The sequence below is a fragment of the Peribacillus sp. QJM3NY_7 genome (assembly GCF_056173225.1).
This window is the reverse complement of record NZ_CM149663.1, coordinates 3,770,800-3,794,070: the sequence shown is the minus strand read 5'-3', so window position 1 is coordinate 3,794,070 and position 23,271 is coordinate 3,770,800. Positions and strand designations below refer to the sequence as shown.

Genomic DNA, 23,271 nt, shown 5'->3' with positions numbered 1-23,271 from the left:
TATCAAAATGCGTGAGAGAAAAGAAAATGAACTGGCATTTAATCATGTCACCTGGGATGGGGTAAATCTACAAATTACTTTTGCTAAAGAAATTTTAGATAATATGGATACATTTCAACTTCAAATTCAAAGTCGGTATAGTAATAAGAAAAGAATTGTATCTTACAAGCGTAAAGCGTTATTAAAGGAGCACATAATTATAATTCCTTTAAAGGAACTTGAAGGGTTAGACAAGGGACGTTGGGACTTCTTTATTGAAGTTGAAAGCAATAAAGATGTTCGTAAGAAGAGAATAGGCCTATATGCTGCACGTGCAGCATCTGAATTGATACGCTATTTAAAGCCCATTATTAATAATGGAACACAGGCTTTTATTCCTTATCTAACAGAAAAAAATGGTTTATCTATACACAGCGCTAATATGCTGCAACTGGAAGACATTAGTTATAATGTTATACGTCTTTCTAAACAAGTATTGAGTGTAAAAGAAACAGATACAAAAGTATTCCTCAACTTTTCTGAGACTTTAAATAATAACATAAAAGATACGAGACTTGTTATGAAAAGTGGGGACAGTGTTTTTGTTCTTCCCATGAATATAGATACTGATGGAAAAACTCTTATAGTCAGTAAAAAAGACCTTCATTCGGTTTCACTAAAAGGAAAATGGAACTTATATTTACAAATTACCAAAGGCCATATACTAGAACGCTATGGTATAAATGTTCAAGTGAAATACCAAGATGATGAAATGAAGTTTCTTGTAAGAAAACAAGGAAAACAAATGTCCACGATTATTCAACATTTTAAAGGGCAAGTGGATGCAGAAAATTTAAGGGTTGAGGATGGATATATAACATTTGATATATCGTCAAAAGAATTGAAGCATGCAAATAAGGTTGAATTTTATCTAAAGAAAAGACAAGAGCCTGAAATAATAACACTTGATGTAAAAAGGACCGTATCTGGGGGGAAAGAACAAATCATCATTCCGGCTTCACAGTTGAAAGAAAAGATTGCTGTTATAAGCCGTTGGGATTTGTATATGGAACTCTCCCATGATCACGTGAAAGTGAACAGACGGATAGGAAACTACAACGTTATGCCTTTGTCAGAGAAAGATAAGCGTGCAGGGTATTTAATGCTAAATGAAGCCGTAGGTATATCACCATATCTGACAAAAGATAACGAGTTCTCATTATATTTTTGTACTGAAGAACAGTATATGAATTCAAAGTATCCTGCAAAAACAAAACTTCATGAAGTATCTATGAATAAGGAAGGATTACTACAACTTACTGCCTCTATTCATGTAAAAGAAACAAATGATTTTGTAGTAGACCATGTAACACTAAGGTTACGACAGGATAAGAGCCAGGTAATTGAGGTCCCTTGTGCTGAAGAGGTGTCACAGGACAAGAATAGTAGAAAGGTCAAAGCAGAATTAAATATTAGTCAGTTAGAATTAGAGCAATTTTATTGGGATTTTTTCATTACAATTACTCTAGGTAATGGTGATAAACGCCATGTGCGTCTTAACAATGATAATTATTTAATTAGTAAAAAATTGAAACATGGTATGTTTCGATATACGATAAATACCCCGGATGAATATATGATTTATCCCTACATTACTATGAATGATTGTCTGAGTTTAACCTATCGACAAATAGGTGAATTTGAGTCTTTCAAGCATAAGATTAACGAGTATACGGCTTATTTCCTATACATTTTATTGGGTTGGTACTTCGCATGGAAGCCAATTTGGCTTATTCATGAAAAATATTCCGAAACGGCTCAAGATAATAGTTTCTATTTCTTCAAATATTGTTATGAAAATCATTATAATAAAAAGATATACTATGTGATTAAAAAGGGATCAGCCGATGAAAAAAATTTAGCCCCCTATAAAAAGCGCATCGTTCATTTTATGAGTGTCAAACACCTCCTACTATTACTTGGATCAAAGCTAATTGTATCTTCGGAGACAAAAGGTCACGGGTATGCATGGAGGGTTTCCCAAGGAGCTATCCGTGAATTTTTAAATGAGAAGAAATATGTGTTTTTACAACATGGAGTACTAGGTTTGAAAAGAGTCGATAATACATTTAAAGCAAATTCATCCAACGGTGCAGACCTATTTGTAGTATCCTCTGATTTTGAAAAAGAAATCGTAAAAAGCTATTTTGGATACACTGAAGAAAACGTCATTGTTACAGGCCTGTCAAGATGGGATGCATTAGAGGATAAATCGCTTCAAAATACAAAAAAAGAGATTTTCTTAATGCCTACATGGAGAAATTGGCTTGAAGAGGTAGAGGATGATAAATTTGTTTTATCAGATTATTATCATGAATATAACAGTTTAATACAATCAGAAAAGCTCTCCCAATTATTAAAGGAAAATGATATCACATTAAACTTCTATGTCCATCCAAAATTTATGCCGTACGTTGCAAATTTCACTAGTTCTCATGAGCATATTAATGTTATACAATTTGGCGAGGCAAAAATTAATGATTTAATTATGCGCTCAAGTTTATTGATTACAGATTACTCTAGCGTAGCTTGGGAGACATATTATCAAAAGAAACCCGTTCTCTTCTTTCATTTTGATTTGGATAAGTATATAGAGAACCAGGGTAGCTACATGGATTTAAGAAATGACGTTTTTGGAGAGGTTGCTTACAACTCTTCAGAGTTAGTTGATAAATTAAGAGTTTATATAAACAATGGGTTTAAAGAAAAAGAAGAATTCAGTTCAATTAGAAACAATTATTTTAAACATGTTGATCACGATAACAGCTCAAGGATTTATAAGTATATCAGTGAACGTGAAAAATCACTTGTTAAATCGGATGGAATTCTAAAAGTCTTGAAAAGAAGTTACCTTCTTAAATATGTTTGGAGAAAGTACAAGCAAAATCCAATTGTTGGCCGGATTGGCATGAGCATGTTAAATATATTAAGGTGAAAACTTGAAATGCCGTTAGTTTAAAATTTTAACGGTGAAAATAAAAGCCCCTAGGATTTGAACTAGGGGTTTTTATCTATGGATTAGGTACCGGCTAATCAGCTGCAGTATTTGTTTCTAATGATTTTGAGGGTGAATTAATAAAGGAATTTGAAGAAGCCTTCACGTTCTTTCTGAATTCTATAGTTTTCCCATATAGAACTATTGGGGAACCTAATGTATCCACGAATTCATTATTGTGTATTTCAAAATTAGCAATCACTAATGCCCCTTTTGAGCTTTTATCCTTTCCATTCTTCGAATAGTAATAGTTACCTAGACTATCAATCTGAATTCCTTGTGCACATTCTATGAATTGATTTTCTTTTATAAGAATGTCTTTCCAATTATGTCCCCGTATAGCTGCATATGTCATTTTTTCAAAGGTATTGTCTATAATTTGAATGTTCGTGTATGGTCTATTATGGGACGCTGAATGGCTGCCTACGCCAACCCCCCACGGATTCATATTTCTTACGTGCGAATTCCCAAAATAGTTATGTTCTATCCTAACGTTTTTAGTTACAGTAAAGTCTACACTCCCAAATCGTCGAAATGCTTTATCAGATATCATCCCATCAATCTGAATGGCTTCTGTGTAATCATCATTACTCGAACGAGATCCTAAAAACTTACTATTTCGTATGAGAACATTTTTATTACCTGCTAAATCTATCGCATGGCCACCTACTATGTTCTTTAACACGGTATCCCGGATAAGGATATTATGACCATGGGCAAAACCAAACACAGAAGGAGTTCGTAGTTTTATATCCGCTCCCCCAGCGTCCCAAATCCCGCCATCTATAATAATGTTGGAATTTCCATTATAACCATGGTAGGTAGCTTTAAAATCTCCATTCAACAACATAATGTCATTATTTGAGTCAGCTTTTTGCAGAATTGTTTTAGTTGGAATTTTAAGCCATGTATTACTATAAATGTGTAATGATTTTTTCAGTGTGTATTTTCCTTTAGGTAAAAGTACTTTAATAGGCGTATCCGAATCTCTTGCAGTGTTCAATGCTTTTTGAATCTGTTTACTTGCATCACTTCCGTGTGGGATTGATACTGGGATTGTTTTGTAGTCTTTTTGCAAAAGCTGCAATATCTCTTCCGTAAAAGGTTTCCGGATTGTAGATTGCTCTACTGTCTTTTCAGAAGACCGATCCGGGGTGGGAGGTGAAAAAGGATTCCATAATTTGAACAGCATTACGGAGCCTACAATAATAACTAAGATGACTGATATTTTCTTCAATTTTTTCAACCTTCATTCTTTGGGTTTGCACCGGTAATTCCTTGCATCATACAGTCTTGGAGAGGTATGGTTTATTGACTTGCACTAATGGAATAAAATTTATTGAGCAATTTGCTTACACCAACCTTATGTTCCTTATGAAAATCTTCTTATGACGCTGAAGCTAGGCGTAATTCATCTCTTTCTATATGTAAACCACGTGAATTCATTTTTCCTCATTAGAGAAGAATTCTCTTTGCGTGTATTGAGTTGCCATGGCAGAAAACGATCAGGATATAGTAAATTGAATATCATTGGAATCCAATAGGTGTTTTACTACATCTATATTAGAAGGAGATATGACAGACACGCCCTGCTAATCTACAGAAATATAAAATGGTTTGAGACGTTGGCTTCTCGTGAGTGTATGCGATATCGTTTTATTTCCAAATTGGATAGAGTTCTTCGACCATTTTTCCTTCGTTGGTCTATTATAACATCATCCTAGTATTAAACACTTCCTAACTATTAGGAAAATGTATAGGCTTGGTAAAAGTGAAACGCTTACATTAATATAAGTGTGAGGAGGAAATACCAATGAAAAAACGTTACATTAAGTTATTGGAATATTTAGAACAATCTAACGATGACTTTGTAAGTGGAAGCGAACTTGCTAATCTATTTAATGTAACGACAAGAACAATCAGAAATGACATTAAGGAAATAAATGAAACTTTTTTAGATAAAGTAATAATTACTGGTAGTACTCAAAAAGGGTATAAATTAGTTGGGGATTTATCAAGTATTCAGCAAAATGAAGATGATTACGAAGAACGAGCTTTTCATATTATAAAAACACTTTTATCTGAAACTGGTTTTATAACTTATGATGAACTGGCAAAAAAACTTTATTTTTCTACTCAAACAATTAGGAAAGACGTACAAAGATTATTTCAAATAATCCAAGCCGAACAATGGAACATTGAGGTTGAAGCAATTATCTTTCAAGGGGTAAGGCTTAAGGGAAGTGAAGTAGAAAAACGTCTATTACTAAAAAAGTTAGTAACAACAAATTGTTTAAAGCGAATGTCTCTTGATGAAGCGCTGCAATACTATTTTGGTGATTGGTTTAGTCAGGCCTCCATTCAATTAGTATATTCTTGTATTGAAGAAGAAGTCACTAAGTACAATTTGTTACTAAGCTCTGAAGAACTATTCTCAATATGTGTGAACATAATGATTAGTTTAAAACGAGTAGGCCTTCATCAAAAAATTGCTGAAAAAGACATGAGGTTAGATAATACTTGCTTTGAAGAATTAGAAATAGCAAAGTTAATCCTTAGTCGATTAGCTAAGGAAATGAATGTACCGTTTGACGAATATGAATATCAGTATTTATGCTACCTGTTAATTACTTTGCAAATATTACCAAAGAAAAATGAAGTAACTGTGCATGAACACTCAGATGAAATAGAGGAAAAAGTAAAAGCGGTTATAAAAAATGTTGGGGATCGATATGGTTTTTCAAGTCGAAAGAATGAAAAGTTATTTAATCGCCTATTGGTACATATTACAAAGTCATTATATCCATTAAAATATTACTTTCCTTTAGAGAATCCATTTATTTCTCAAATAAAGTCAGAATATATGAATGCTTATAATATTGCAGTGGTTTTAGCGAAAGAATTACAATTTTGCTTAAATATAAAGATACCAGAAAATGAAATCGGTTACTTGACACTGCATGTTATGAATATTCTTGAAAATTCCCAAGAAACAAGGAAAAGAATTGCAATTATTTATGGGAAAAATCCGTTAGTAGGTAAGCTAATAGAAAGAAAAATAAATTTATACTTCCCAAATATTAAAATTGATGGTTTATTTGCAAATCATGAAATCCATTTAATTCCTGAAGAGATAGAAACTATAATAACTACTAGTGTAATCCTTGAGGAGCAACACCTAAATGTGAAAAATTGTATTCGTGTTAGTGAAATGATTACAAATGAAGATATGAAGACTATTTCTATCCAATTGAATCGTGGCTTACTAAAGTACTATTTATCTTCGAATGATCTTTATTTCTTAGATGAAGAGAATCAAATAGATTTATTAAAAACTCTTACGCAGTTTGGAGATATTCAACATCTGTATACAAGCATTAATGAAAGAGAAAAGATGTCGAGTACTAATATTGGTAATTTAGTGGCCATGCCGCATCCATTTGATTGTGGAAATAACAATAAATTAAGAGTGTTAGTAGCAATAAATAAACAAAGAATTTTGTGGGGAGACAAAATGGCTCAAATTATCTTTCTATTTATCCCTCCAAAAAATCAAAAGGTAAATAATACAAAGTTTTTTGAAGAGATTCATGATGTGTTTAAGCAAACAAACATGACAGAAAAATTATTGAATGTAACCAATTATGATGAGTTTTTGGAAGTTTGGTCTTCCAAATAATATTAGGAGGAATAAAAATGTTAATGAATATGAAAGATTTACTTTTAGTAGCTTATGAGAATAAATTTGCAGTCGGGTCATTTAATGTAGCAAATAGCGAATTTGTCAAAGTTGTAGTAAGTGCTGCAGAGGAGCAAAAATCTCCTGCCATACTTCAAATTCACCCGAATGAAATAAATTTAGTGACTGATGAATTTGTGGCCTATGTACGAGAGGCTGCGTCAAAGTCTAAAGTTCCTTTTGTTATTCATTTAGACCACGGGGCAACAATCGAAGATATTACTCGATCTATTAGAAATGGCTATACGTCTGTGATGATGGATGCGTCACATTTACCATTTGAAGAAAATATGGCATTAACAAAAAAAGCAGTAGAACTTGCTCATATGGTAGGTGTGTCTGTAGAGGGTGAACTAGGTACTATTGGAAGTAATGAGGGAAGTTCAGAAGGCGGAGCAGATGAGATTTTATATACGAATCCTGATGAAGCAGCCATTTTTGTTGAAACAACAGGAATTGATACGCTTGCTGTTGCTGTTGGAACTTCACATGGCTTATACCCAGAAACGAAAGATCACTCTATTAAAATTGATCGATTAAGGAAGATTCATGAAAAAGTAAACATTCCTTTAGTTCTCCACGGTGGATCAGACAACCCAGATGAAGAAATAAGACAAGCTGTGAAACATGGTATTGCCAAAATTAATTTATCTACAGATATGAAGAGAGCGTTTTATAACCAATTAAGAGCTACGCTTGATGAAAATCCAAATGCTTACGAACCAGATATATTAATGCCTGAAGCAACGAAGGCCGCTATTGAATTAGTAAAGAAGAAAATGGATCTATTTGGTTCAACTGGAAAAGCATCACTCTATAAATTAGGAGAAATTTAAGAGGAGGGATAAATATGATGACTTCTAGTGTCTTAAGGCCAGAAAACATAATATTAGATTTAGTTGCTGAAACGAAAGAGGACTTAATTAATGAGCTTGCAGAAAAATTAAATACAAACGGCCACTTACATGATCTTGAACAATTTAAACAGGATATTTGGGCACGAGAAGATCAGGTTCCAACAGAAGTAGGGTTTGGTATTGCTATTCCACATGCAAAATCTGCTGGAGTTAAATCGCCCGCTATTATTATGGGAAGATCTTTAAGTGGAATTAAGTATAGTTCTGAAAAATGCAATTTATTTTTCATGATAGCAGCCGGCAAGGATTCTTCAACTGAGCACTTAAAGACTTTATCTAAAATCTCCACTTTTCTAATGGATGAAACCTTTAGAGCTAAGCTCATTCTTGCCAAAGATAGTCATGAAGTTGTCCAGCTATTTGCAAATGCTGAAGAAAAAATGGTACAAGTAGATGCGAATGATAAGAAGTATTTTGGTAAGAAATTGGTCGGAGTAACTGGATGCCCTACTGGTATAGCACATACATTTATGGCTGCAGAAGCATTAAAAAATGCCGCTGAGGAGCTTGGCGTTCAAATAAAAGTTCAAACCAATGGATCGACGGGAATACAGAACAGATTAACTCAAGAAGATATTGATGAAGCAGATGGCATAATTGTTGCTGCAGATGTTAAAGTGGACATGGATGTCTTCGGTGATCGTAAGGTCATTAAAACGTCTGTTAAAAATGGGATACATCATGCTAAGGATTTAATTGAAGATGCTGTTTCTGGAAAAGGTACGGTTTTAAATCAGGGGAACAACAAGTTAAAGGAAGCAAAAGAAAAAACACGATTAAAACAACCTAAAATATACAGCCATATAATGAATGGGGTATCTTTTATGATTCCATTTGTTGTTGCTGGCGGTATATTAATCGCAATCTCCTTTATGTTTGGCATTCATGCTTCTGACCCGAATAGTTCAGAATATAATGCATTCGCCGCTTTTCTAGGTACAGCAGGTGGGAGCGCAGCATTCGCACTAATGGTTCCTGTACTAGCAGGATATATTGCGTATAGTATTGCAGATCGTCCAGGTTTAGCACCAGGTATGATTGGTGGTATGATGGCAACCCTTGGTGGTTCAGGATTTTTAGGTGGTATGATTGCCGGTTTTATTGCTGGTTATACAATCTTAGGGTTGAAAAAATTATTAAAAGGCATTCCAGATTCATTACAAAGTCTTTCCCCAGTGCTTATACTTCCTTTGTTGGCTACGTTTGTAACAGCCTTTATTATGCACTTTGTAATAAATAGTCCGATGGCGTGGATTAATGAGTCGTTACAAGGTTGGTTAAATGGTTTAACTGGTTCGAATGCAATTTTATTAGGAGCGCTTTTGGCAGGAATGATGGCATCTGATATGGGCGGCCCTATCAACAAAACAGCATCGGCATTTGGCTTAGCGATGTTTGCAAATCAAATATACGAACCATCTGCTGCACTAATGGTTGGAGGGATGGTTCCTCCATTAGGGATTGCATTAGCAACAACACTATTTAAAAATAAATTCTCACTTGAAGACCGCAACGCAGGAAAAGCTGCTTATATTATGGGGGCATCTTTTATTACTGAGGCAGCCATTCCGTTTGCTGCAAGTGATCCATTAAGAATAATTCCAGCAAATATTGTTGGTTCAGCAATTGGTGGAGGGATTTGTATGGCATTAGGAATTTCATTACAGGCTCCTCATGGTGGAATCTTTGTAATTCCTATTGCTGCAAGCAGTCCATTGTTATACATTGTATGTATTTTAATCGGTTCAATTATTACAGCTTGTATAATTGGAGTATTAAAAAAACCTGTGTACAGAACACAAGATAATACTAGTGAGGAGTCAGGAAATAAAACAGTAGCAATTGAAATTAAAGCAGTGTAATTTATACGAGTGAAAATGACATTGGTACTGTACAAAGCTACGGAAGAGTCTATGCACAAAACTAATGAAAGAATCCCTTGAAAATTTCCAAGGGATTCTTTCATTAGATATGAATATCGTTTATGTAATTAAATAAGCTAAGGCAGGCTCTGAATCAAGAGTTCTACCCGAGTGCAATCCTGCATTCAGACCAAGGCTTCCCATACACCCTTCCGCTATTTCAAAAACAAAGTGAAGGAACTTTGGCTAACCAAATCCATGACCAGCAAGGGAAACTGTTTGGATAATGCGTCGATGGAAAGTCTTTTTGGGACTATTAAGATTTAGCAGAATATAAAACATGTATTAATTTAATCATATGTATCTCCCTGATATTAAATATCCTTTAATGAAGGGGGAAACCGTACTGTTTTGGGGACAAAAAAAGAAGCAATAGCCAATATTGCTTCTTGGATTACATATATCGACTTCATGAAATTCATTAAATTTCACCCTCTTCAAGCCTCCTATTATACTCTACTTTACTGATCAATCCCTTTGCATTACAGGTAAGACAATCTGTATAAATATCGTAAGCACCTGTACCTGCACAAACATGGCATTTAATATGAGTTTCCGGTATATCCTTATGCATGAATGAAAAAACTTTTCCAATATACTGCAGAATAATCATTCCCAAAACTCCTTTTTTTTCTATCATACAACGAAAAAGAGAGAAGGAAACAGGAAATACAATAACATTACTTAAAACAAATAAAACCATAACATAGTTTACATGGGGTTAAAAAATTGAAGGGGATTCGTTTTTAGTATTAGGTTTCCATGCTCGCAGAGTTCGTCTCTACCAAAGCAAAATAAAAAGAGCCCTAGGGCCCTAAAATAAACTATTAATGATCAATTTTAGCCAACCAATAAAAGAAATCCATAACGGTATGCTCAAAGATGTACCAAACAAAAGTCCTTTAAAAAAATTCCCTTCATTATTCCTTACCATAATACACCTCTCGGCTTAGTTTTCTTGTGATAATTATAAATGAGAACGTTTTCTTTTTAGACGAGGCAATTTAAGCAATTACTTTACAATGTAATCCTTAACATTAAGCAGAAAAGTTGAATCAGTCGGCTTAATCATGAAATAACTATTTTGCAGCAACTTAATTAGGTACAGCTATCCAATATGAGTAATTGCTAGGTATCCCTCCTGATAATTAAATACCTCTAAAAGGCGAAGACGGTACCATAACAATGTCGAGTGTTGTTGGAATAAATTGGGAGAATTTTCTTTATCGTAAAAAATTTGATAGTTATAATTAATGAGAGAAAAATAACCGAAAAAAGTGAAAAAGAGATAGGTAAGTACTCAAATAAGAGTTTTACTCTATTTTAGACTTCCATGTCAGTCACTAATGTTCCAATATGGGAGGTAAAGATGAAGAAATATGGTTTAATCATCATCGCAGGAATTTGCTTAGCAGTGCTGGTTTTTGGCCATCTGCATTGGAAAAAACATAAGTCAGGTAGCAGGGGCAGAGGCTAGAGAAGCTGCAGCAAAAGTGAAAGAAGAGGAAAAAGAAGAAAGGGAAGCATTAATCCAAAGTTTAAATCCGGAAAATAATAAACAGCAGGCGCTAATAGATTACCTGCATAAATCGCTAACGCAAGATAAGGTTATTGTTTCCTTAATGGGGAGTAATGGTACTTCCGGAACCGGTGCTAGTAAGACTTCCAATAGTTGGGCAGGGCGTTTAGAGAAGAGTTTGCGCGCTGATTGTGATGAACTGGAAACACTAAGTCTCATTAACCATGGACATGAGGGGGATTCAACAGAGGATTTGCTGGAAGGTAAGAAAATTCAAGCGGTCATACAAGATGATCCCGATCTGATTATTTTTGAAAATTCGCTGATAAATAATCATTATCAATCATTAAGCTTGGAACAGACAAAAAAAGATTTGGAAAGCATCATGACAATGTTACAGAAAGAGCTACCTAATGCAAAGATTCTTATCATTTCACCAAGCCCAGTCGCCAATGGTAAAACGGAGAATAGTTTAGGTCTGAATTATTTAGATTATATTCATGCTTCCGAACAGGTCATCAATACGAATAAATGGACTTATATGAATAGCAAAGAAGGAATAGAAAAGAAGCTAAAGGAAAAGAATATGAGATTGGCTGATATACTGACGAATGATAATATCCATCCCAATGATCAAGGGCATTACATATGGTTCGAGGTGATGCAGGAATATTTTAAGTTAAAGTAGTATATATAAAAGGGGGAAACGTGGCTATATCCACATTTCCCCCTTTAATTTTATTCATTGCACTAAAAGAAAGCGGTATCATAATTTCTCAAGCCTTAAAGACATCACTTTCTACCTTGAATAAATTCGCGCATTTCCTTTTTCGATATACCTGAACCCATAACATCCTGCATGATTTCCATCCACTCTTCATCCATGACCTTGTCTACTTGTTCATTCAACAGAGCATCCACTTTAATACAAAGGATTTTAGCGATCTTTTCCAAAACTAAAATAGTAGGGTTTGTTTGAAGGTTTCTTTCAAGTGAGCTTATATAGGATTTGGCAACGCCGGATTTTGCGGAGAGTTCAGTAATTGACATTTTCCTTTCTTCCCTAAGCAACTTAACTCGGTAACCTATCATTGTGACCACACCTAACCATTAATATAAAATTACATACTGATTTAAACTATCACTTTCAGTTTACACATTTCCCTTTCATTTTTAATGATAACTAGGCACTAAAATACTTGACACAATTATATATATAAACGAATTTTCCTGTGTTGGTAGGCATTTAGTTAGGTTTTCATTATGGTAAATGTTGTTAAATTACACGCAGTCCTAACAAAATATGGTATTAAGTGTATACTTAGGTTTAATAAAATTCAGGCGCAAATATTCTGGAAAATGAGTTATTTAGATGTGATAAATGCAATATTTCAAAAATGACAATTATTTCATTTGTATTACCGTTTTCTTTTTTGTAATATTACTAAGGGATTTGAAAAGTATTCATTCATTGTAAGTTTTATGAAAATTTCCTTGAAAATACATAAATATAGGTAATATTATGGTATAATGCAATAGGTCATTTTTAACATATCAGGAGGATGAAATGGAAGAAACTATTAGTATTAAAGATATTTTTAAAACATTAAAGAAACGTTGGAAGCTAATCATGCTGCTGACATTAATTGCCGCTTTGATTAGTGGAACAATTTCTTATTTCTTATTAACACCCGTTTACCAATCTTCAACACAGATTCTCGTTAATCAGAAACAATCGGAGAACCAATTGGACTCGACTCAAATACGTTCCAATATCGACATGATCAATACATACAGTGTGATCATAAAGAGCCCTGCCATTTTGGAGAAGGTCATTGATGAACTTAAACTAGACCAAAGCGTAGATCAACTTAGTCAAAAAATTACGATTAACAGCCAAGAAAATTCGCAAGTCTTCTCATTAACGGTTCAAGATAGTAATCCGGCCAAGGCAGTAGAGATTGCCAATACGGTTTCTTCAATTTTTCAAAAGGAAATCAAAGATATTATGAAAGTCGACAATGTTAGCATACTTGCTAAGGCAGAAATAAAGGAAAATCCTACTCCTGTAAAACCTAATCCATTATTGAATATCGCTATTGCAGTTGTAGTGGGATTGATGGCTGGAATAGGCTTGGCATTCCTACTAGAGTATTTGGACAATACGATTAAGGACGAGGATGATATCGAGAGACTCCTTGACTTGCCATTACTTGGATCTATTCAAAAAATATCGCAACATAAATAAAGAACCATTCAGTGACATCAAGAAAGGAAGTGGGATTTTTGAGAAGTAAAGATGAAAAACAAATGAATTTAATTGCGCAGACTAATCCTAAATCGCCTATTACTGAACAATATCGATTAATTAGGACAAACATACAATTCTCATCAGTAGATAAAGAAATCAAAACGATTGTGGTTACTTCATCGGAGCCTAATGATGGGAAATCGACTACAGCTGCCAATCTAGCGATTGTGCTTGCTCAAGAAGAGAAAAAAGTATTACTTGTGGATGCGGACTTAAGGAAACCATCGGTTCATTATGCTTTTAACCTAAGTAATATACATGGACTTACTAGCGTATTGACAAAGAAAATGGACTTAAGAAAAACTATCTTGAATTCAAATGTTTCAAATTTAGAAATTTTAACAAGTGGGCCGATACCACCTAATCCTTCAGAGTTATTAAATTCCAAAGCGATAGAAACAGCAATTGATGAACTAAAAGGAATGTATGATTATATCATTTTTGATACACCACCGGTTCTGGTAGTGCCGGATTCCCAAATTGTAGCCAATAAATGTGATGGCGTGATCATGGTAGTGGCTAGCGGCAAGACAAACAAACAAAGTGCAGTGAAAGCAAAGGAGCTGTTAGTGAAAGCTAACACATCCTTACTTGGAGTCGTTTTGAATGGCGTTGAAGCGGATAACAGCAATTATTATTACTATCAATCTTAATGAAATAAAACAATTTTCGACAAAATAACACCCTGTTTAATGGCAGTTTTGTATGCTACCATTAGTCAGGGTATTAATTCCTATTTTTTTGGAAGTTGGGGCCTTTTTCCTATTTATTTTATAAAGGAAGTGTATGAAATTTGATCGACATACATTGTCACATTCTCCCAGGAGTGGATGATGGAGCCGCGGACATCAAGGAAAGCTTGAATATGGCAAGAAAAGCGGCAGAAGCAGGAATCACTCATATCTTTGCCACGCCTCATCACTTAAATGAGAAATATGTAAATGTTAAGAATGACATAATTGACCGCGTAGTGAGGTTAAATGAGAGTTTTCAACTAGAAAATATTCCCCTTACCATTCATCACGGACAAGAAGTAAGAATACACCGGGAAATATTTACTTCACTTGAAAAGGAAGAAATCCTAACGCTAGACGATAACGGAAGGTATTTGCTACTAGAGCTTCCGTCGGGAAGGGTTCCTACATACACACAAGAAGTGATATATGAACTGCTGCTTAAAGGAATCACACCGATTGTCGTGCATCCGGAGAGAAATAAGGAATTGATTGAAAATCATAAACTACTATTTGAATTGGTCCAGGAAGGTGCGTTAACCCAACTTACCTCAGGCAGTATCATTGGGAACTTCGGTAAAAGTATTCAATCTTTTTCAAAGAAGATAATCGAACATAATCTGGCCCATTTTATTGCAACAGATGCTCATAATATAGGCTCTAGAGGGTTCACGTTACAACAAGCCTATGAAACCATCACAAAGGCATACGGAATACAACGTACATTTTATTTCAAAGAAAACGCTGAACAGTTATTAAAGGACCAATGCCTTGCTGTTGAAAAACCAGTGCCATTCAAAAAGAGAATTTTGGGAATATTTTAGAAAGATAGATTATTAGGAAAAGTTACATAGTATAAAAAATTTTGCCATCATGTATGTTTCCTACGTTATATATCTACTGGATGTAAATTATAGATTGGTAAATTACCTTCATACAGATTAGTAACCCGTTCAACGACAAATAACCCTAAGGTCATAAGGACATAAAAAAGGCAAACAAAAAGAAACTTACACAGTATATTTCATTTTTATATAAAAATGAAAATCATGTGAAATAAAATACAATTCGTAAAAACTGTATTTAATAGAGAGTAAATCAAACAATATTAAAGGGGGAAATGTGGTTGGCCTACCGAAAACGATTAACACTTCTGGCCTTATTAGACTCATTAATAGTATTATCGGCCATTTATGTAAGTTATTTATTCTTGTATCCCTATTTGGAAATATTTAAATTACCAACACTCTTAGTTACATCAGTCTCTCTATTAATAAGCCATCATTTTTTTGCTTCTATTTATAAACTGTATAAGAAGGCCTGGGAATATGCGAGTATTGGAGAGTTACTGTCCATTGTTAAAGCCGTAAGCCTATCGGTTATTACAGTTATCGCCATCCAGTTAATGGTTTTTCAAGATGTTTACGTAAGGGCCATGGCATTGACGTGGATGATGCATGTCATCCTTATTGGTGGTTCCCGCTTTTCGTGGAGAATGCTGCGTGACCGTTTGATACATAATCAAAAGGAAACCAGAAACACATTGGTAATTGGGGCGGGATCTGCTGGAACCATGGTTGTACGTCAACTTCTTAATAATCATGATACGGAACTTAAACCAGTGGCATTCATAGATGATGATCCAAAAAAGGATAAGCTAGACATTTTAGGAATACCCGTTGTGGGTAATTCAACACATATCCCTGAAATGGTTGAAAAATATCATATAGATAATATTGTTATTGCTATTCCCTCATTAAGTAAGAAAGAATTGAAGGTCATTTTTGATGAATGTGTGAAAACGAATGCAAAAACACAAATCATGCCGATGATTGAAGATATTATGTTAGGGAAAGTAGCGGTTAATCAGTTTAAAGAAGTGGAAGTAGAGGATTTATTGGGAAGAGAACCAGTCGAATTAGATATTAATAGTATTTCTGAATATGTAACTGGCAAGACCATACTAGTTACTGGAGCTGGAGGATCTATTGGTTCAGAGATTTGCCGACAGATATGCAGATTCTCTCCGGGAACTCTTATAATACTAGGACATGGGGAAAATAGTATTTATCAGATTGACATGGAACTGAAAAAGCTATATGCAGATCAAATTGAGATCATACCTGTCATCGCAGATATTCAGGACCGAGAAAGAATTTTTGAAGTGATGGACACCCATCGACCTGATGTTGTTTACCATGCGGCTGCACACAAGCATGTTCCACTTATGGAATACAATCCTCGTGAGGCTGTAAAGAATAATGTTTTTGGTACAAAGAATGTTGCAGAAGCTGCAGATACTTTTGGTGTAGGTGCATTTGTGATGATCTCATCCGATAAAGCCGTTAACCCAACAAACGTCATGGGATCGACCAAGCGGATTGCTGAAATGATCATACAGCAGTTAGCTAAACATAGCACAACAAAATTTGTTGCCGTTCGCTTCGGAAATGTTTTAGGCAGCAGAGGGAGTGTTATTCCTTTATTTAAAAGACAAATCCAGGCAGGTGGACCAGTAACGGTCACCCATCCAGATATGACAAGGTATTTTATGACTATACCCGAAGCATCTAGGTTGGTTGTTCAAGCAAGTTCTTTAGCGCGTGGTGGAGAAATCTTCGTACTTGATATGGGTGAACCAGTCAAGATCGTAGATTTAGCGACAAATCTTATTCAGCTATCAGGTTATTCCATTGATGAAATTGGAATTGAATTCTCAGGGATCCGTCCCGGTGAGAAAATGTATGAAGAACTATTAGGGGAGAAAGAGGTTCATAGTGAAGCTGTGTTCCCTAAAATCTTTATAGGAAAAGCGGTACTGGAACAGGAAGAGGAAATACAGCATCTATTAAACTCCTATGATGATTTTTCCATAACAGAACTTAAAGAATTCGTGATAGATCTAGCAAATCGAAGAAAGAACAAAGATTTCTCGGTAGTGAAATAGCATTAGGAGGACTAATAAGTGAAAAAAATCACAAAAGCAATCATTCCTGCAGCAGGATTGGGTACTCGTTTTTTGCCTGCAACAAAAGCTATGCCAAAGGAGATGCTGCCAATTGTTGATAAACCTACTATTCAGTACATAGTTGAAGAGGCTGTTGCATCTGGAATAGAAGATATAATAATTGTTACTGGAAAAGGCAAACGTGCGATTGAAGATCATTTTGATTTCGCTCCTGAACTTGAACAAAATCTAATGGATAAAGGAAAGTCAGAATTGCTCGATAAGGTACAGTACTCTACTAACCTTGCTAATATCCATTACATTAGACAAAAGGAGCCCAAAGGATTAGGTCACGCTGTTTGGTGTGCACGTAAATTTATTGGGGATGAGCCTTTCGCTGTACTTTTAGGTGATGATATTGTACAGAGTGATACTCCATGCTTAAAGCAGCTTATTAATCAGTATGAAGAAACAAATAATAATTCTATAATTGGAGTTCAAAATGTACCTAATGAAGAAACAAATCGCTATGGAATAATAGATCCTTCTTTTCAAGATGGCCGACTTTACCAAGTTGAAAACTTTGTAGAAAAACCTGCATTAGGAACAGCTCCTTCTAATTTAGCAATAATGGGACGTTATATCCTTACTCCTGAAATCTTTAGTTTTCTTGATCAGCAGGAAGCTGGTGCAGGAGGAGAAATTCAGTTAACGGATGCGATACAAAAGTTAAACCAGATACAACAAGTTTTTGCTTATGATTTTGAAGGAAAACGATATGATGTTGGGGAGAAATTAGGGTTTGTAAAAACGACATTAGAGTTTGCTCTGCAGAACGAAGAAATCAAGGATGAGTTAGTAGAGTTTTTAGAACAAATGGTTAAGGATTTTTCTTCAGAAAAGATTAATGCTTAGGAATAAAGTTACCTATTTATCAGTCCTTTTGACTCGGGTATCGTTTTTTATTTTCCTAGTTGGGTTAACATAAGAAAAAATCTAAAAAAAAAATCAAAACTTGAAAAAAAGCGAGGAAATCAAAGTGGTTGATATACAAGTAAGAAACATACCTTTTTCTCCACCAGATATAACAGATGCTGAGATTGAAGAAGTTATAAAAGCAATGAAGTCAGGTTGGATTACTACCGGACCAAGAACTAAAGAGTTTGAAAAAAAAATAGCTGAATATGTTGGGACAAAAAAAGCGGTTTGTTTAAATTCCGCAACAGCATCTATGGAGCTTACTCTTCGTATTTTAGGAATTGGCCCTGGAGATGAGGTCATTACTTCTGCATATACTTATACAGCATCTGCCTCTATTATTGATCACGTAGGTGCAAAAATTGTACTGGTTGATACAGCGCCAGATTCCTTTGAAATGGATTATTCAAAACTTGCTGATGCGATTAATGAGAAGACAAAAGCGATTATTCCCGTTGATATAGCAGGAAAGATGTGTGATTACGATTCTATATACGAAATAGTGGAGAGTAAAAGAGAATTATTTAAGGCTAATAATAAAATTCAAGAGTTATTTAATAGAGTAATTGTAATGACTGATGCTGCTCATGCTTTTGGAGCTGAGAGAAAAGGTAGGAAAAGTGGGCAAGTTGCAGATTTTACTTGCTACTCTTTCCATGCAGTAAAGAATCTGACAACTGCTGAAGGTGGTGCAGTCGTTTGGAGTGATGACCTTGGGTTAGATGATGAGTGGCTTTATAAGCAATTCATGCTATACAGTCTTCATGGTCAATCTAAAGATGCATTTGCGAAAACACAAAAAGGTGCATGGGAATATGACATTGTCTATCCCGCTTACAAGTGCAATATGACCGATATTATGGCTGGGTTTGGTTTGATACAGTTAAATAGATATGAAGGTCTGATGAAAAGACGTAAAGAGATTATTGAGATGTATGATAAAGCACTTTTACCAATGGGTATTCAAAGTTTACAGCATTATGGTCAGGATTTTGCTTCATCAGGTCATCTTTATTTAGCGAGGATACCAGATATTGGGGAACAACAGAGAAATGAGATAATTGTTCAAATGGCGGAGGTTGGTATTACATGTAATGTCCATTATAAGCCACTGCCTATGTTGACGGCGTACAAGAATTTAAGCTTTGATATTAAGGAATTTCCTAACGCTTTTGATATGTATAGGAATGAGATTACACTTCCACTTCATACATTGTTGAGTGATGAGGATGTAGAGTATGTCGTTGGAAATTTTAAAAAACTAATTGGTGAAATCACGGTGGGTGACTAAATGTATAATATTTTTTTTAAAAGAGTATTTGATATAATACTCGCATTAATAGTTTTCCTAGTTTTCTTTATTATCTTAGTTATTGTAGGCCCAATCATATATTTTCAAGATAAGGGGTCAATATTTTATAATGCACCACGACTTGGTAAGAAAGGAAAAGTATTTAAGATGTATAAATTTCGTTCTATGAAAACAAATGCTCCTGATTTGAGAAATGAGGATGGTTCAACTTTTAATTCAGACGATGATCCTAGATTAACTAAGATAGGGAAGTTTTTAAGAAAAACTAGTATAGATGAATTACCCCAAATTATAAATGTACTTATAGGAGACATGAGTTTTATAGGTCCAAGACCTGACTTACCTGAAGCATTAGGTTTTTATAATAAGGAAGAAATTCAAAAGTTAGATGTAAGACCGGGTATAACTGGTTACAATCAAGCTTATTATAGAAACTCGATAACACAAAGAGAAAAATTTAAAAATGATATTTTATACGTAAATAACATATCATTAATTGTTGATATTAGAATATTCTTTGCTACTATTATTAGTGTTATTAGAAGAAAAAATATTAATATAGAAAATAATAAAAAATTGCAAAATAATAAATGATTTTATAAAGCCTCTTCGTATAAATTTTGCCGTCAGGAAGGTGATTGTATTGGTAATCGGTGAAAAAGTGATTATACGAGCTCTTAAAAGAGACGATTCACAACAGATTTTGAAGTGGGTAAACAATCCTAAGTTGAAATATTTAACAGGAACGTTATATCCCGTTTCGGATGTCGAACATGAAAAATGGTTTGAGAATAAACTCAATGAAAAGGTCGATAAAATATTTGGTATTCAAGAGAGTACTACTGAAAGCTTAATTGGTATTATTGGACTAAAAAACAGCGATTTAATTAATCGGAGTGCAGAATTATATACTTATATTGGTGATGAACTGCAGCGGGGTAAAGGACTTGGAACTGATGCTGTCAGAACCTTAATTCGATTTGCTTTTGATGAACTCAACTTGCATAGAGTTTCTCTAGTCGTATTTTCATATAATACTAGGGCAATAAGTGCATATGAAAAAGTTGGATTTATAACTGAAGGGATAATGAGAGAGAGTCATTTTAAAGATGGAAAATATCATGATAAAATCCTAATGGCTATATTAAATGATAAGTAAAAACCTCTTTTTTTAGGAGAATGATAACATGCTAGAGCAAAAACACATTTTGATAATTGGTGCTGGTATATTGCAAGTACCTGCAATCATTAAAGCTAAAGAGATGGGCCTTTATGTAGTTACCCTGGATATGGATCCTAATGCCCCTGGTTTTAAGATTTCAGACAAACAAATACATTTAAGTACCATTGATGTTGAGAATGCAGTAAAAAAAGCAATGGAGTTAAAACTAGATGCTGTTATGACTTTGGCTAGCGATATGCCTATTAGAACAGTTGCTGCAATAGGAGAAAAGTGTGGCTTAAAAACAATCTCATATGATACTGCAATAAATGCTACAGATAAAGGGAAAATGCGAAAAAGACTTAAAGAAATGAATATCCCAATCCCTAACTTTTTTATTGTTTCAAGTATAGAACAATATCTTGAGGTAACGAGCAATTTTAAGGGAAAATTCATTGTTAAACCATCCGATAATTCAGGTAGTAGGGGAATCGTTTTAGTTAAGGATATCAAAAATTTAAATGAAGCTTTTTGGTATGCTAAACAACATTCAAGAACGGGTGAAATCTTGGTAGAAGAATACATGGAGGGGCCTGAAGTAAGCGTAGAAACACTAACTATTGATGGCATAACTCATGTTGTAGCAATAACAGATAAACTCACTACTGGAGCCCCACATTTTGTTGAAATGGGGCATTCTATACCGTCCCAACTTCCTGTTGATATGCAAAATAAAATAAAAATATTAGCAACTTCTGCGATACATGCAATTGGAATTGATGTCGGACCAACTCATACAGAAATTATTTTTACTTCTGATGGTCCCAAAATTGTTGAACTGGGTGCTAGACTAGGTGGAGATAATATAACAACACACCTAGTACCTTTGGCAACGGGGATTGATATGGTTGAATGTTCTCTACGCTTAGCTCTCGGAGAAGATGTAAAGCTACCCCAAATTCACCAAAGGGGAGCAGCGATTAGATATTTGGAATCAGGAGAAGGAATATTAAAGTCAATCGATTATCCAACCGATTTAATTAAGAAAGATGGCGTTAAAGAGGTAACGATAACGAAAAGTATTGGTGATAGAATCACAAAAATAGGTAGTAGTATCGATAGGATTGGATATGTTATTACCCAAGCTAGCACATCAAATGAAGCGATTAATGTTTGTAAAGAGGCTGTAACTTCCATAAAAGTTAATGTTTTATAATCAATATAATTTATATTAAATAAGGGTCAACACATAGAATATGTTCTTTTTATATTCCGACATTGCTCTTTTAAACCAGCTAATTAAACTGATGTACTAGCCTAAAAGGAAAGCAGAGCAACTGCTTTTCATATTAAAGCAGTTGTTTGGTATAGACCCTTATTTAATATTAAATATTTACTTGCATTTAAATAAAAGGTTTTATTTGATATAAGAAAGGAAGTAAAAATTTGAATGTGTGGATAGTTTCGGACGGTGAACCTTTACCAACAGATGAAGGTAAAGTAAGACTAAGAAGGATGGGTATGCTTTCTGAGATTTTGTATCAAAATGGGCATGAGGTCCACTGGTTTAGTTCATCCTTCCATCATTATAAAAAAGAACAAAGATGCAACAATGATAAAGATATAAGCGTTGAAAAAAATTTTACCATTCACTTGTTAAAAACAAAAGGATATAGCAAAAATGTATCATTTGAAAGAATATCTCATCATAGGGAATTATCACGAAAATTTTCATCGAATACAAATTCCTATGAAAAACCAGATATAATTATAGCAACAATGGCCCCCCTTGAGTTTTCAAAAGCAGTAATAGAATATGGAGAACATAATAACGTTCCAGTAGTAATAGATATTAGAGATTTATGGCCTGAAATTTTTAATGAAGTAGTTCCAAAATGGGGGAAAATAATTATAAAACCATATATATGGTTTTGTAAAAGCCAATTAAGGAAAATACTTAAAAAATCTACCGCAATGATTGGAGTTACTCCACAGTTTTTAGACTATGGTTTAAATATAGCGAAAATAAATAAAAGAGAATTCGATAATGTTTTTTATACATCATATAATCCACGTGATTTATCAGGACAATTAAAAAACTTCGAAAAACATTGGTCGAAGTTTGGCCTAAAAAGTACAGATTTCATTGTTGTTTTCTTAGGCAATTTTGGTCGGCAGTTTATTTTAGAACCATTAATTGACGCAGCAAAAAAACTCAATGGATATAGCAATATTAAGTTTGTCCTTTGTGGTGTAGGGGAATCCCTTGATAATATTAAGAAGATGTCTAGTAATTCAGAGAATGTTGTGCTACCAGGATGGATTGAAGAAGAACAAATCTTATCATTATTATCTGCTTCATCAGTTGGTATTGCTCCTTATAGAAACAGTGTAAATTTTACTAGTAATACCCCAAATAAATTTGGAGAATATTTATCAGCATCACTTCCAGTTATCTTAGGTGTAGAGGGGGTTATGGAAGATTTAGTTTCTGAGTATAAATGTGGAGCGAAATATAAAGATTCAAATGAGCTAGCGTTAATAGTAGAAAGATTTTTTTTAGATAGACATCTATTAAATGATATGTCAGAAAATGCTTATAGATTATATGAAACAAAATTTAATGCCGAAAAAGTTTACGTAGAGCTATCAAGACACTTACAGGCAATATCAAAAAAAATTAACTAATAAAGGGA

Annotated in this window: 18 protein-coding genes; 15 read left to right on the top strand and 3 right to left on the bottom strand. The window is 34.2% G+C overall.

The window, feature by feature from the left end:
• Positions 1–7 precede the first annotated feature (7 nt).
• Positions 8–2,974 (top strand): CDP-glycerol glycerophosphotransferase family protein, encoded by a 2,967-nt coding sequence (locus AC0VX1_RS18165; RefSeq protein WP_475468253.1) that lies wholly within the window; start codon positions 8–10, stop codon positions 2,972–2,974.
• 94 nt (positions 2,975–3,068) lie between these two features.
• Here AC0VX1_RS18165 and AC0VX1_RS18160 read toward each other — a convergent pair whose 3' ends face one another.
• On the bottom strand, positions 3,069–4,271 hold the full coding sequence (locus tag AC0VX1_RS18160; protein WP_475468252.1) for a right-handed parallel beta-helix repeat-containing protein: 1,203 nt from the start codon (positions 4,269–4,271) through the stop codon (positions 3,069–3,071).
• A 576-nt stretch (positions 4,272–4,847) separates the two neighbouring features.
• Here AC0VX1_RS18160 and AC0VX1_RS18155 point away from each other — a divergent pair.
• The 3 genes from AC0VX1_RS18155 to AC0VX1_RS18145 are packed head-to-tail and all read left to right on the top strand — an operon-like array spanning position 4,848 to position 9,552.
• Positions 4,848–6,713, top strand: a complete 1,866-nt coding sequence (locus tag AC0VX1_RS18155; protein ID WP_475468250.1) for a BglG family transcription antiterminator — start codon at positions 4,848–4,850, stop codon at positions 6,711–6,713.
• Positions 6,714–6,730: 17 nt separating this feature from the next.
• A complete protein-coding gene (locus tag AC0VX1_RS18150) occupies positions 6,731–7,609 on the top strand; it encodes a ketose-bisphosphate aldolase (RefSeq protein ID WP_413001171.1) in 879 nt (292 codons plus the stop codon).
• Between the two features lie 14 nt (positions 7,610–7,623).
• The gene (locus AC0VX1_RS18145; protein ID WP_475468248.1) at positions 7,624–9,552 is read left to right on the top strand and encodes a PTS fructose transporter subunit IIABC; all 1,929 of its coding nucleotides are present in this window, start codon (positions 7,624–7,626) and stop codon (positions 9,550–9,552) included.
• A gap of 481 nt (positions 9,553–10,033) precedes the next feature.
• On the opposite strand, the gene AC0VX1_RS18140 is transcribed toward AC0VX1_RS18145, so the two are convergent.
• Positions 10,034–10,225, bottom strand: a complete 192-nt coding sequence (locus AC0VX1_RS18140; protein ID WP_095678497.1) for a hypothetical protein — start codon at positions 10,223–10,225, stop codon at positions 10,034–10,036.
• 811 nt (positions 10,226–11,036) lie between these two features.
• Here AC0VX1_RS18140 and AC0VX1_RS18135 point away from each other — a divergent pair.
• Positions 11,037–11,819 (top strand): SGNH/GDSL hydrolase family protein, encoded by a 783-nt coding sequence (locus AC0VX1_RS18135; RefSeq protein ID WP_475468246.1) that lies wholly within the window; start codon positions 11,037–11,039, stop codon positions 11,817–11,819.
• Between the two features lie 104 nt (positions 11,820–11,923).
• On the opposite strand, the gene AC0VX1_RS18130 is transcribed toward AC0VX1_RS18135, so the two are convergent.
• A complete protein-coding gene (locus AC0VX1_RS18130; RefSeq protein WP_475468244.1) occupies positions 11,924–12,223 on the bottom strand; it encodes a helix-turn-helix domain-containing protein in 300 nt (99 codons plus the stop codon).
• Between the two features lie 475 nt (positions 12,224–12,698).
• On the opposite strand from AC0VX1_RS18130, the gene AC0VX1_RS18125 reads away from it, so the two are divergent.
• The 10 genes from AC0VX1_RS18125 to AC0VX1_RS18080 all read left to right on the top strand — a co-directional run bounded on the left by AC0VX1_RS18125 (position 12,699) and on the right by AC0VX1_RS18080 (position 23,263).
• A complete protein-coding gene (locus AC0VX1_RS18125) occupies positions 12,699–13,379 on the top strand; it encodes a YveK family protein (protein WP_475468242.1) in 681 nt (226 codons plus the stop codon).
• 62 nt (positions 13,380–13,441) lie between these two features.
• On the top strand, positions 13,442–14,095 hold the full coding sequence (locus AC0VX1_RS18120; RefSeq protein ID WP_475468240.1) for a CpsD/CapB family tyrosine-protein kinase: 654 nt from the start codon (positions 13,442–13,444) through the stop codon (positions 14,093–14,095).
• Between the two features lie 140 nt (positions 14,096–14,235).
• The gene (locus AC0VX1_RS18115) at positions 14,236–15,000 is read left to right on the top strand and encodes a tyrosine-protein phosphatase (protein ID WP_475468238.1); all 765 of its coding nucleotides are present in this window, start codon (positions 14,236–14,238) and stop codon (positions 14,998–15,000) included.
• A gap of 302 nt (positions 15,001–15,302) precedes the next feature.
• Entirely contained in the window at positions 15,303–17,123 is a 1,821-nt protein-coding gene (locus AC0VX1_RS18110) for a polysaccharide biosynthesis protein (RefSeq protein ID WP_475468236.1), read from the top strand.
• Positions 17,124–17,141: 18 nt separating this feature from the next.
• The gene (galU, locus tag AC0VX1_RS18105; protein WP_475468234.1) at positions 17,142–18,038 is read left to right on the top strand and encodes a UTP--glucose-1-phosphate uridylyltransferase GalU; all 897 of its coding nucleotides are present in this window, start codon (positions 17,142–17,144) and stop codon (positions 18,036–18,038) included.
• A gap of 124 nt (positions 18,039–18,162) precedes the next feature.
• Positions 18,163–19,392, top strand: a complete 1,230-nt coding sequence (locus AC0VX1_RS18100; RefSeq protein WP_475468233.1) for a DegT/DnrJ/EryC1/StrS family aminotransferase — start codon at positions 18,163–18,165, stop codon at positions 19,390–19,392.
• The gene (locus AC0VX1_RS18095; RefSeq protein ID WP_475468231.1) at positions 19,393–20,007 is read left to right on the top strand and encodes a sugar transferase; all 615 of its coding nucleotides are present in this window, start codon (positions 19,393–19,395) and stop codon (positions 20,005–20,007) included.
• Positions 20,008–20,056: 49 nt separating this feature from the next.
• Positions 20,057–20,572: a GNAT family N-acetyltransferase gene (locus tag AC0VX1_RS18090; protein WP_475468229.1), complete on the top strand. Its 516-nt coding sequence runs from the start codon at positions 20,057–20,059 to the stop codon at positions 20,570–20,572.
• A gap of 28 nt (positions 20,573–20,600) precedes the next feature.
• Positions 20,601–21,791, top strand: coding sequence for an ATP-grasp domain-containing protein (locus AC0VX1_RS18085; protein WP_475468227.1), 1,191 nt, complete (start codon positions 20,601–20,603; stop codon positions 21,789–21,791).
• Positions 21,792–22,027: 236 nt separating this feature from the next.
• Entirely contained in the window at positions 22,028–23,263 is a 1,236-nt protein-coding gene (locus AC0VX1_RS18080) for a glycosyltransferase family 4 protein (protein ID WP_475471822.1), read from the top strand.
• Positions 23,264–23,271 lie beyond the last annotated feature (8 nt).